10 protein-coding genes and 1 pseudogene are annotated in these 12465 nt (G+C 39.6%); 2 read left to right on the forward strand and 9 right to left on the reverse strand.

Going from position 1 to position 12465, the window contains the following annotated elements; all coding sequences use genetic code 11:
- Position 1: 1 nt before the first annotated feature.
- The 6 genes from LVD16_RS11235 to LVD16_RS11260 all read right to left on the reverse strand — a co-directional run bounded on the left by LVD16_RS11235 (position 2) and on the right by LVD16_RS11260 (position 8522).
- Complete coding sequence (locus tag LVD16_RS11235; RefSeq protein WP_441716201.1) at positions 2-1162, reverse strand: THUMP domain-containing class I SAM-dependent RNA methyltransferase; 1161 nt, start codon at positions 1160-1162, stop codon at positions 2-4.
- Positions 1163-1255: 93 nt separating this feature from the next.
- On the reverse strand, positions 1256-3526 hold the full coding sequence (locus tag LVD16_RS11240; RefSeq protein WP_233774039.1) for an aconitate hydratase: 2271 nt from the start codon (positions 3524-3526) through the stop codon (positions 1256-1258).
- 272 nt (positions 3527-3798) lie between these two features.
- Positions 3799-4488 carry a GTP cyclohydrolase I FolE gene (gene folE, locus LVD16_RS11245; protein WP_233774040.1) on the reverse strand — a complete coding sequence of 230 codons (690 nt, stop codon included), beginning with the start codon at positions 4486-4488 and terminating at the stop codon, positions 3799-3801.
- Complete coding sequence (locus LVD16_RS11250; RefSeq protein WP_233774041.1) at positions 4448-4858, reverse strand: 6-pyruvoyl trahydropterin synthase family protein; 411 nt, start codon at positions 4856-4858, stop codon at positions 4448-4450. The genes folE and LVD16_RS11250 overlap by 41 nt, the downstream gene beginning before the upstream one ends.
- Positions 4859-4962: 104 nt before the next feature.
- Positions 4963-5865, reverse strand: a complete 903-nt coding sequence (locus tag LVD16_RS11255) for a PorP/SprF family type IX secretion system membrane protein (protein ID WP_233774042.1) — start codon at positions 5863-5865, stop codon at positions 4963-4965.
- Complete coding sequence (locus tag LVD16_RS11260; RefSeq protein ID WP_233774043.1) at positions 5862-8522, reverse strand: FG-GAP-like repeat-containing protein; 2661 nt, start codon at positions 8520-8522, stop codon at positions 5862-5864. Before LVD16_RS11260 ends, LVD16_RS11255 begins: the two co-directional genes overlap by 4 nt.
- Positions 8523-8622: 100 nt before the next feature.
- Here LVD16_RS11260 and LVD16_RS11265 point away from each other — a divergent pair, with 100 nt between their 5' ends.
- A complete protein-coding gene (locus LVD16_RS11265; RefSeq protein WP_233774044.1) occupies positions 8623-9099 on the forward strand; it encodes a hypothetical protein in 477 nt (158 codons plus the stop codon).
- On the opposite strand, the gene LVD16_RS11270 is transcribed toward LVD16_RS11265, so the two are convergent.
- From LVD16_RS11270 to LVD16_RS11280, 3 genes and pseudogenes are all read right to left on the reverse strand, one after another.
- Complete coding sequence (locus LVD16_RS11270) at positions 9089-10249, reverse strand: cytochrome P450 (RefSeq protein ID WP_233774045.1); 1161 nt, start codon at positions 10247-10249, stop codon at positions 9089-9091. The two genes, LVD16_RS11265 and LVD16_RS11270, sit on opposite strands and share 11 nt — an antisense overlap.
- A gap of 36 nt (positions 10250-10285) precedes the next feature.
- Entirely contained in the window at positions 10286-10540 is a 255-nt protein-coding gene (locus LVD16_RS11275) for an acyl carrier protein (RefSeq protein WP_233774046.1), read from the reverse strand.
- Positions 10524-11602, reverse strand: a pseudogene (locus LVD16_RS11280) (TIGR03032 family protein). Before LVD16_RS11280 ends, LVD16_RS11275 begins: the two are co-directional and overlap by 17 nt.
- A gap of 120 nt (positions 11603-11722) precedes the next feature.
- On the opposite strand from LVD16_RS11280, the gene LVD16_RS11285 reads away from it, so the two are divergent.
- Positions 11723-12379 (forward strand): phosphoadenylyl-sulfate reductase, encoded by a 657-nt coding sequence (locus LVD16_RS11285; RefSeq protein WP_233774047.1) that lies wholly within the window; start codon positions 11723-11725, stop codon positions 12377-12379.
- The last annotated feature ends 86 nt before the right edge of the window (positions 12380-12465 follow it).

Here is a 12465-nt window from a genome sequence, read left to right on the forward strand (position 1 = left end):
ACTATTTTTTTCTAGTGCCTGAATATAATTCATATTCTAACAAACGGCAGTCGATTTTTGCGTTGAAAAACTCGATCCTGCGTTTTGTTCTAAGGCCTATCTTTTTAGCTAGATTCAGGTTTCCGGTGAAAATGTAACCGATATAACCTGATGCTTTTTGTTTGAAAAAATCTCCTATTTCCTGATATGTTTTCTCCAGAGCTCTCTCTTCACCCAGCCTTTGTCCATACTCAGGGTTGATGAATATCACTCCCTGGTTTTCCTGAGGCAGTTCGGTATCTCGGAAATCACAGGTTTTAAAGTCAATATATTCTTCTACGCCGGCAGCTATGGCGTTTTGTCTGGCAGCTACAATGGCGGCAGGATTAAGGTCTGTGGCTATGATTTTGAAAGGTAAGTCTTTCTTTTCCATAGCTTTAGCTTCAGTCTTAAGTTTATCCCAAATTTCAGGTTTGAAAAGCTTCACATGCATAAAACCAAAGTTTTCTCTGGTTACATTGGTGAATTTCTGCTTGGCAATCAAAGCTGCTTCAATGGCAAGGGTACCGCTACCACACATGGGGTTGATGAAGTGGCTTTTGCCATTCCAGGCAGAGGCCATGATGGTGCCGGCAGCCAATGATTCCATCATAGGTGCCTTCATGGGGATTTTTCGATAGCCATGTTTGGCAATGGTTTCACCGGAAGTATCAATGTATATAGAGGCCTGGCTTTCAAACCAGTGAAGGAAGAGTACAGTCTGAGATAGGTCTTTGCCGGAATCAGGTCTTTTGCTATACTTCTCCATGAAATAGTCAGCAATGGCATCTTTCGCCCTCAGGCTGGCAAACCTTTGATCGAGAATTTTTTCATGTTTCACAAATCCTTTGATGCTGAAATAACCATCAACATCAAATATATTATCCCACTGGATTTGCTTAACTTTTTTATAAAGCTCATCAGGATGGTTGATTCGAAAGCTCGATATTTCAAATAATACCCTGTTAGCAGATCTTAAATACATATTTAAGCGCAGAGTATCATGAAATGAGCCCGTAAGCTCTACGTTCTGATGATTGATGCTGGTATCCTTAAAACCCAACGCTTTTACCTCTTGCTCTACTACACTGCTCATTCTGGGGGAGCAGGTGATAACTATTTTATGTTTTCTATGATCTTGCAATGCTTTCTTCCTTCCTTTTTATTTCCGCAAAACTATATAAAAAAAGGCTACTTCGCTTTGAAGTAGCCTTCGGTATATTGTTGATGCAAAATTTTAGTTTGCTTTTTCTTTCTCTTTGATAAGATTAAGAGCAGAACCAGCTTTGTACCATGCAATCTGCTGATTGTTGTACGTGTGGTTTGCCTTGATAGTATCTTCAGATCCATCAGCGTGCTTAACTAGTAAAGTTAACGGCTTTTCTGGAGCGAACTGATCAAGATCTAAGAAGTCGAAAGTATCGTCTTCCTGGATTTTATCATAGTCAGCTTCGTTAGCAAATGTTAAACCAAGCATACCTTGTTTCTTAAGGTTGGTCTCGTGAATTCTGGCAAATGATTTCACCAATATCACTTTCACACCTAAATGTCTTGGCTGCATTGCTGCGTGCTCACGAGAAGAACCTTCACCGTAGTTGTGGTCTCCCACTACTATTGTAGGGATGCCTTCTGCTTTGTAAGCTCTTTGTACTGCGGGAACAGTTCCGTACTCACCAGTGATCTGATTTTTAACAGAGTCAGTAGCATCGTTAAAGAAGTTTACTGCACCTGTTAAAGTGTTATCAGAAATGTTATCTAAGTGACCTCTGAATCTTAACCATGGACCTGCCATTGAAATGTGGTCAGTAGTACACTTGCCTTTAGCTTTAATTAAAAGCTTCATTCCAGTGATGTTGTTGCCATCCCATGGTTTGAATGGAGTCAATAACTGCAGACGCTTAGAGTCTGGAGCTACTTTTACCTCTACATCGCTACCATCTTCTGCAGGAGCCTGGTATCCGTTATCTTCCACATCAAAACCTTTCTCAGGTAATTCAAATCCTGAAGGAGGGTCTAACTTTACTTGCTCGCCGTCAGCGTTTGTCAAAGTATCAGTAAGTGGGTTGAAACCAAGGTCTCCACTAATAGCTAAAGCAGCTACTAATTCAGGAGAAGTTACAAAGGCATGTGTATTTGGGTTACCATCAGCTCTTTTAGAGAAGTTTCTGTTGAAAGAGTGGATGATAGTGTTTTTCTCTTTTTTGTCAGCACCAGCTCTGTCCCACTGACCGATACAAGGACCACAAGCGTTAGTAAAGATTCTTGCACCAAGATCTTCGAATACTTGTAGGATACCATCGCGGTCTACTGTGAAACGGATTTGCTCAGAACCAGGGTTAATACCGAAGTCTGATTTTGCTGTAATTTTCTTATCTATTGCTTGCTGAGCGATGGATACTGCACGTGTTAAATCTTCATAAGAAGAGTTAGTACATGATCCGATTAGTCCCCACTCAACTTTTGTAGGCCAACCATTTTTCTCAGCTTCTTCTCTCATTTTGGACACTGGAGTAGCTCTATCTGGAGTGAATGGTCCGTTAATGTGTGGCTCTAAAGTAGAAAGATCAATTTCGATAACTTGATCGAAGTATTTCTCAGGGTTAGCATATACCTCATCATCACCAGTAAGATGCTCTCTTACAGCGTTAGCGGCATCAGCTACATCTGCTCTTCCTGTTGCTCTTAAATATCTCTCCATGCTATCATCATAGCCGAAAGTAGATGTAGTAGCACCAATTTCAGCACCCATGTTACAGATAGTTCCTTTACCTGTACAAGACATTGAGGTAGCACCTTCACCAAAATATTCTACAATAGCACCAGTACCACCTTTTACAGTAAGGATACCAGCTACTTTTAATATAACATCTTTAGGAGCAGTCCAACCGTTTAATTTACCGGTAAGTTTTACTCCAATCATTTTAGGCATTTTAAGCTCCCAAGGCATTCCGGCCATAACGTCTACTGCGTCAGCACCACCAACACCAATAGCCACCATACCTAAACCACCAGCGTTTACTGTATGAGAATCGGTACCGATCATCATACCACCAGGGAATGCATAGTTTTCAAGAACCACCTGGTGAATAATACCAGCACCTGGCTTCCAGAAACCTATACCATATTTGTTTGATACTGATTCTAAGAAGTTAAATACCTCTCCACTTGCAGTTAATGAACTCTTTAAATCTTCTTTAGCACCTTCCTTGGCCAGGATAAGGTGGTCACAGTGTACTGTAGAAGGTACAGCTGCTTGTTTCTTTCCTGCTTGCATAAACTGCAAAAGGGCCATCTGTGCAGTAGCATCTTGCATAGCTACACGGTCTGGAGCAAAGTTTACGTATGATTTCGCTCTTACGAAGTTTTCTAGGTTCTGCTCTTCGTGAAGGTGAGAGTAAAGTATTTTTTCAGATAAAGTAAGCGGCTTGTTTACCACTTTTCTGGCGGCTTCAATTTTTTCTCCCATGCTGGAGTAAACCGCCTTTATCATGTCAATATCAAATGCCATATGTCTTAGCGTCTTTGTTTTTAATTTGAAATGAGTCGCAAAATTACAAAATAATATTGCTTTTTGTATTAAGAGTTATTACGGTGTCCTTATTTATATCTTCTTTAAATAATGGATGCAATTTGTGCTACTTAAAAACCTCATTTTTTACTTACTAACAGCTCTTTTGCATAAGAGTTCTGTTTATTTTATAGGTTCCGCCTATAATGAAATAGATATTTTAAATATTACACCCATATAAATGATAAAAGCCACTTTAAGTGGCTTTTAAGCTATTTTGCATTAATGTAATTCAGAAACTCGTTTTTGATCTGGTTTTCTTTAAATTTTCCAGAAAAATAAGCTGTTCCTGTTTTGCTATTAGTATCGCCTACACCTCTTGAAGCTACGCAAAGGTGAGTGGCATCGATTACTATACCTACGTCTTCGGTATTGAGGGCTTTCTTTAGCTCATTGCCAATCTGTACCGTGAGCCTTTCCTGTACCTGAGGTCTTTTGGCGAAATACTGTACTATTCTATTGATTTTAGAAAGGCCGATTACTTTCCCGGAAGAAATATAAGCTACATGAGCTTTACCAAAAATGGGTACGAAATGATGCTCGCAATGCGAGTAGAAAGTAATGTCCTTCTCTACCAGCATCTGATCATACTTGTATTTGTTATCAAAAAGTCTGGCTAAAGGCTTGTTTGCCGGATTTAAACCGCTGAAAACCTCTTTAACAAACATTTTGGCTACTCTTTTCGGGGTGCCTTTAAGGGAATCATCCGTAAGGTCCAAGCCTAAGGTTTCCATGATTTCTTTAAAGTGGCCTTCTATTTTGACCATTTTCTCCTCATCACTCATGTCGAATGCGTCTGGCTTTAGTGGAGTGTCAGCAGCAGAACCCACGTGATCATCACCTATCTCGTCAAATTCTTCTTTATCCAACGGGGTATTCGACAAAGTTTCTTTCTGTTTCATATAGTCTTATTTTTAACTCCAAATCAGCGTCAATTTCCTTTCTTAGGATGTCGTATATAATTACGGCAATATTTTCAGCAGTTGGAATTTTGTCTTTAAAATATTCTGTATCCAGATTTAGGTTTTTGTGATCGAACTTTTTAATGACGTGCTCACGAATTACATCGCTTAAGAGCTTCATATCATATACGTAACCTGTTTTAGGATTTACCTCACCTATAAGTTGTACGTAAAGTTCATAATTATGGCCATGATAATGCGGATTACTGCATTTGCCAAACACCTTGAAGTTGGTGTCATCATCCCAGTCAGGGTTAAATAGCCTGTGGGCAGCGTTAAAATGTTCTTTTCTGAAAACAGCTACTTTCAAATCGTATGCTTTTTGATTGATTTTTGAGGTGTGAATATACGTGTTAAAACATTAAGTTTAAGGAATAGTTTCCTTAACTTAAACAAACCTCAATTACCAGCATACTAGAAATATCTTTCGCTCAGGAAGTGAAAGTCAAAGATTTCAAAGTCAACTCCAAGGGTGATTTCATGGGTTGAATAGCTGGTGCCTACGGAGTTATTTCCAGGCACTTCAAATACATAACCCAGTCGAAAATGATCTTTGAAATTGAATTGGGCCAATAGGCCATAAGTGTTAAAGTTTCGGCTAAATACGCCGGCTGTATACTTGTCATGAATGACCACACTGGCATTATAGTCTACCGATAGGGGAGCATTAGATACACCTTTGAGAAGAACGGAAGGTTTTAAAGCTAATTCGGCATTTAGGTGATAAACATAACCGGCGGCCAGGTACACATGACGTTGATAAATTTCCCCTTCTAAATTGCCAAAATCCGCCGTACTATTGATCATTCTGGGTATGGAAAGACCTAGATAATAATCTTTTGCCTTTAAGGCTACACCAGCACCAAAGTTGAACTTTGAAAAATTTTGGTCTCCTTCAAATAGCTTGTCAGGATCTTTTACGTTGAGCTCGCTGTTGCTCTCTTTGTAACCGACTACTCCAGCCTGTAAGCCAAATGAGAACGTAGCATCGCCTAAATCAATTTTGTAAGATCCTGTGGCGCTAAATTCTGTATTAGTGATATTAGCTATGCCATCTCTAACGAAGATTAATCCAACCCCAACTTTATTGTCTACCAGCGAAGTATGCGCTGTAAAGCTGGTAGTTTCGGGAGCTCCGCTAAATCCGCTCCACTGGCTCCGATGACTTAAGGTAGCGTTAAATACATTATTGATTCCTGAATAAGCAGGATTGAGCACTAAAGGGTTATTCAGATATTGGGCATGAAGTGGATCTTGCTGGCTATAACCGGTCACATAGGTGACAATCATAAGTATTGGAAGTAGAAGTTTTTTCATAGTCCTCTTTTTAGTACCACGTTCCCTTTATAAGTGCCTGAAGATGTTTTAATCTTATAGAAGTAGATGCCGGATGGCAGGTCTTTCCCTTTGTTACTGGTGCCATCAAAGCGAGTTAAGTCATTGTCATAATCAACAGCATCATAAACCAAATCACCCCATCTGTTATAGAGCTCCACTTTATTAGGTAGTGATATGTTTTGAATGTCCCAATAATCATTAGCTCCATCACCATTGGGAGATATGGCTGTATAAATGTTAATATCTGAATTTGGAGGTTCTGTGCCCACCGTAATGGTCCAGCTGGTTAGCTCTGCATTATTATGGGTTGGATCTGTATTGTCATAATCAGTGGCGTATACTTCAAGCGTTTTAATGGTGGCTTGAGCATTTTCGTTGCTGTTTTTGTAGATCAAGCTTTGCAGGGCATCCATATACTCTGAAATTTCTGCACGGCCACTGAAAACTAATTCTTCCGTGGAGGCATTGAAAGATCCGGTGATGTTATCCGTATTGGTGAACTCCAGAATGTCTTCATCGGCATCATAGCCAGAGGTAAATCTTACCACTGCACTAATAATCAGATCATCGTCTGTATCTGTAATGGCCAGGTTTGAGGCAATTTCAATGGCTGTATCTTCCGTTGGGTTATAATTCAGATCGGTGAGTCCTGTTATGCTTGGAACCTCGTTCTGGTTTTCGTAGTATTTTATTTGCCCAGAATATGAGCCCACGAGTATATCTAAATCGCCATCACCATCAATATCCTGAAAAACAGGGGCTTTGGATACTTCATCATCACTTCTCTCCATGAAGGTCACTGGATCAGCAAACTGAGGAGCAGTGGGTGTACCTATGTTTTGTAGCATATGAACCATGCCGTATTTTATCCCCAGAAAGGCATCCAGATCTCCGTCATGATCAATATCTGCGAAAGCTATATTAACATCATAACCAAAGGAGGTCGATGTTAAAGGGTCTGATTCATCAATTTTTACATTATAGACGCCGTTATCATTAATATAAAATTGTAATAATCCATCATATCCGCTTATAAATACGTCTAAGTCTCCATCACTATCTATGTCAGTGAAATTTAGGTCTTCCAGGAAAAATGATTGATCAACATCCTTAAAAGGGTTATTATCGGTAGATGTCTGATTCTCGTAAGAATCAGCAGATCTCGCGAAGTACATCAGATCATAAGAGAAATAGGCATAGCTGGTGAAAATATCCTGATCGCCATCTTTATCATAATCAACCAGAAAGCTTTTAAAGCGGCCAGCATCAAATCCGATTTGAAAACTGAGATCTTCTATAAAATCATCAGATTCAGCATATTTAAAATCACCGGTATTCTCATAGTATTTACAGTTAGCGAACTGATTGTTATACTTATTGCCTGAAATGAAAACATCAAGATCGCCATCGTTATCCATATCTACCAGCTCAGGATTCGAATAACTCATCACATCCACTCCATCCACCGGGTTTGCAAGGCCCTCCTTCAGTTCCATCTGGAAATCGCCATTGTTTTTTATGTAAAATAATGGGCCAGCTTCTGAATAACCTGAATATGTAGTAAAACCTGATATAACATCCAGGTTGCCATCATCATCTAAATCAGCAAATATGGGGGAGGCGTTATATTCGTCAATGCCTACATTCAGTAATGGATTTCCCTTTTTGGTAGCAGGGTTCCAGGGGTTAGGTTCAAGGGTGTATTCATCATTATTGTTGATGTATAACTCAAAATCACCATTATTCTTACCAATGAAAAGGTCCATGTCTCCATCATCATCAATATCTGTCATCATAGGAGCGGCAAAAACATATGACTGGATATTTCTGAATGGAGAAACGGCATCTAGTTCTTTTTCAAAAACATTGTTATCATTTTTAAAATAAAGGACTGAGCTACCTGATTCATAGCTGGCTGATCTTCCAATTAATAAATCCAAATCGCCATCGCTATCTGCGTCAGCAAAATGCGGATGTATATTAGCCGAAAAGTATGAACTTGAGAAATTTTGACCTGCAAAAGGGTTAGCATCGTCATCTCTCGTGAAACTTCCGTTGTTATTATCAAAGTAAATTAGATTTCCTGCCTGGTTTCCCACAAATAAATCCATGTCACCATCACCATCTAGGTCGAAGAAGGCCGGTGAAGCGTTGCCACCTACCCTCACTTGTTTAAAGGGATTGTCCTCATCATTCACCGAGTTGAATCTAGGCTCCGTAGCAGTGCCAATGTTTTCGAAGAGGTGCACATTGCCGTACTTATCGCCATCTACCAGATCAAAGTCGCCATCATCATCAAAATCAAAAAGGGCAGGTGCATTTACAAGAGATGTATTAACCGGAGGTGGTAAAGGATTCTTTAAAGGATTATTTACAAATGGACCAAGCTGCTGTGCCTGAGCAGCGGTGGCACTTAGTATTAAACTTAAAGAGCCAGCGGCCACTCCTAGTTTCAATTGTAGGCCGAGAGCCTTTAATCTTTTGTATAGCTGCTCAACCTTTTTGATTAAGGAAAATTGCTTTCTTTTAGAAAACTGATAGAAACGCCCTGACTTTAAATTCTTGTCGAGCCTCCCTTTGAACTTACGATACTTCTGTAAAGTTTCGCTGTAGAAGGTTTGATGGTAGCGATGCATCTAATTCGGTTAAAGGTTGAAGGAGGTATCTATATATTAATATAATTTTGGTAAATTTTCTTAAAAAAGGAAACTAAATCATCTTTAAATTAATATAGTATTGAAACTAATTGATAAGTACCAGGCTTCAGTTCATAAGCAAAAAGTCATCGATTTTTGGAATCATCTGCATGCGTTGCCTTCCGGAGTAAATCCTGAGGACCGTGTGAAAGAAGTAATATATGTAGCACAAAATGAAGAAGGCCAGGTAATTGGTGTAACTACTGCGGTAAGAAATGTGGTAAAGAAGCTGAATAATAGCCCTATGTTTTTGTTTCGGACCTTGATTCATCCTACAACCAGGATTCCCGGGCTTGTAGATAAGTTGGCGGTGGAAACAAAGAATTACCTACAAGATCAATACTTAGCAGGCAAAACAGACTGTATTGGAATAATAGCGGCCATTCAGAATAAACAACTCATGGCGGCTAAACCAGAAGCGGTATGGCCTTCCACAGGGCTTACTTTTATTGGCAATAATAAAGATGGCTCTCAAATAAGGGTAGTTTATTTCGAGAAGGCAAAGATCAGCATTTGATGTTCAGATTTTTTAAAGAACGGATAGCAATGTTGTTGTTCCATTCATAGTCAAAATGCTGATATTCAGGATGTGATGAAAGAAAATTGGCTATGACTTTTTCCGTTTGCTTTACCGCCAAATGATCGCCCAGACAAAAATGAATGCCTGAGCCAAAGGCTAGATGGCGGTTGGGGTTGCGGTCTAGCCTAAACTCATCAGCATCAGGAAACTGATCAGTATCTCTATTGGCGCTGGCCACGCATAATGTCACTGTCTCACCTGCTTTTATCAGTTTTTCATCAATCAAAATATCCTCTGCAGCTATTCTTCCCAGCAAGTGTACAGGGCCATTAAATCTGAGCAGTTCATTCACAAAGGCTGGAATTAGCTGATGGTTTATAGAAAGCTTTTGCCGTTCAGCTGGCTTTTGAGAGAGAAACAAAAAAGCATTTGAAATGAGGCTCGAGGTAGTTTCCTGCCCTGCTACAAAAATGAAAATGCATATGGAGATTAATTCTCGTTCTGTTAAAGAATCATCTGTTTTTGTGTTTTCGAGGATAATACGACTAATAAAGTCATTGCCAGGATGATGTTTTTTGGTTTCAATCTGTGCTATGAAATAGTCGATAAATTTTCGGGATGCAGAATCAATATTCACCAAATCTTCCAGGCTATTGTAAAGGTTTAACACTTTCACCAGATGCTGGCTTAGCTTTTGGAGTGCTCTATAATCATCCAAAGGAATGCCCAATAAACTACAAATGGTAAGTAAAGGTATAGGAGAGGCAAGTTCTTGCACGATCTCTATTTCAGCTTTGTCAGATAAATCTTTTAAAACCCCTGAGATATTTCTATCCAAAATTTCATTGAGATTAACATAACTCCAGTTTTTAGCTATAAACTTTCTAATGCGCTCATGTTCAGGTGGGTTAATGAGCAAGATGAACTTGTTGATGGCATCTGCAATGGCAGAGAAATCCTGATCTTTACTTTCGAAATAGGTGATAGCATTATTGACCCAGTCTAGCTTGTTGCCGGTTTTGAAGCGCCCATCTCTTAAGATTGAGTTCACCAGATTAAACGAAGTAACAATCCATTCGCCGGTCTGACTTTTATACATGGGGCTCTCTTCCCTTAGTTTTTGATACATAGGAAAAGGATCCTTCATGTTTTCTGGGGAGAGGGGAGACCAGAGTGTCATGGCTTAAGCGGCGAAGTTTTCATGAAAGATTTTCTCAGACAATGAGTTTATAGTGGGATAATCCCAAAAATCCATAGGGCTCATTTCTATATTGAATTGGTTTTGAATTTGATCCATGAAATATAGGCAGCTTATAGAATCAAAACCGAGCTGGTGAAAAGTAGCTGTGGTGGTGATCTGGCTCGAATCTGTTTTCATTTCCTGAGCAGCTAACTCACGTAGATAAGCTGCTATTTCATTGCTATTTTGAGGTGACATAATCATCTTTCTTTAGAGCCCAAAAGTCGCCTTCTGGGGAGGTAATGGCTATTTTACTTTCTTCTCGGTCAGGGCTGAGTAATCCTGGTCTTTTCAGGTTGGGAATAATTTTTACATCATAAATTTCATCTACACTGTTTTCATATTTTAGAGATGCCACTTGGCTCATGGTAGGAAGATGTAATACAGTGATTCCACAAAAGATTGACCGTTTCGCTATGGGTAAGTCATTAAAGGCCGAGCTATTTTCTCTCAATCGGGATGATCCTATGAACAGGTAGTCGCCATATAGATCCATGCCCCTCACAAAGCCATCAAACTGCTTTAAGGTGGTTGTTTTTCCATTGGAAGGGTCAATGCTTATGAGTTCTCCGCTACAGATAATAGTGCATACAAGGTGCCATTGTACAATCGTGGGGAGTGAGGCATGGCCAGTCCTTCGGCTACAATGGTGTTTTCTTTCACATCCATAACTATACCTCCGCTGGTTTTGGTCGCCCTCCATCCTTCCGCATCTGATGATTTTCCCAGAGCTGTAACATACTTTGGTTCACCGTTTTGCATGGCTACACCATTTAGATGACAGCAGTCTCCTGGCTGAAGTTCGTTAATGAAATATGGTTTCCATTTAGGTTTAAAACTGTAGGTATGGTCTACCGTAGCCAGGCATGAAAACAGGGTGTTCACCATCCAAAGCTCATCATTTACCCATTCCAGATCATGCACATTCATTGGGCCGGTGTAATAGGAGGCACGTGGAAGGTACAGTGCATCGTACGTATTTCGTTGTTTAGGGTAGTTGGGGGCCATTTTGCTGGCATTGGCCAATAGAATAATGCTGTCTTCAGTGGCCAGGGCCATTTCATTATTTCTGAAACTTATGCCCATAGGCTTATTAAAATTTCTGGGCAATTGTATTAGCTTTTGATCGTCTATGGCGCTGAGGAAAATGACTTTTCCAGCCTGATAAGTGCTAATGGCTATGGTGCATTCAAGTTGGTTTAAAAGCTCAGGCAGATTAGGTGAATGGGTACAGCTAAATGGAGGTAAAGGTTTATTCATGGCTGATATTTTAACCTAAACTAATTTTTGACGTAGTTAAAGTCCAGAGATATTTTATTTTTTATTTTCAAATGGTATTCAATTGAATAACTTTGACCTAACCAAAAAGGAGGTGTATTAGTGAATTTTGATGAAATAAAAAGGCAGCTAGAGATATATAAATCGGAAGGAAGAACCATGTTTACCACTTCTTCTTTTCAATCTCACAGTATTGTATTGCTTCATATTTTAAGCAGAATAGATAATAGCATTCCTGTGGTGTTTATAAACACCGGATATCATTTTCCTGAAACTGTAGAGTTTAAAGATAAGGTGGCTACGGAGTTCAATTTAAATGTGATTGACCTGAAGTCAGAAACACCCAAGTTTATGCAGAAGGACCCTGATGGTAAGTTACTATTTACCTCTGACCCTGATCATTGCTGTTTTTTAAATAAGACGCAGCCTGTGAATAGGCTTTTAATGCAATATGATATTTGGATCAACGGTGTAAGAGCTGACCAGAGTGCGGTGCGTAAGGCTATGCAAGTAGAGCAGCCAGCCCCAAATGATACCGTGAGATTTCATCCCATGCTGGATTGGAATGCAAAAATGATTTATCAATATCAAAAAGAGTATAATTTACCTAAACATCCACTTGAAAATGCCGGCTATCTCAGCATAGGATGCGAGCCATGCACCCGCAGGGTAGATCCTGAAATGATGGAAAGAGAAGCGCGCTGGTATGGCATGAATAAAACAGAATGTGGATTACATACTGATCTGGTAAGTAAATAATTATGAAAAAAGCGGCATCCTGAATTATCCTGTTATGAGGGAAAGGTTTGCCTGCTACAATTCCATTTGACCATTAAAAGAACATT

The sequence above is a fragment of the Fulvivirga ligni genome (genome assembly GCF_021389935.1).
Taxonomy (GTDB): Bacteria; Bacteroidota; Bacteroidia; order Cytophagales; family Cyclobacteriaceae; genus Fulvivirga; species Fulvivirga ligni.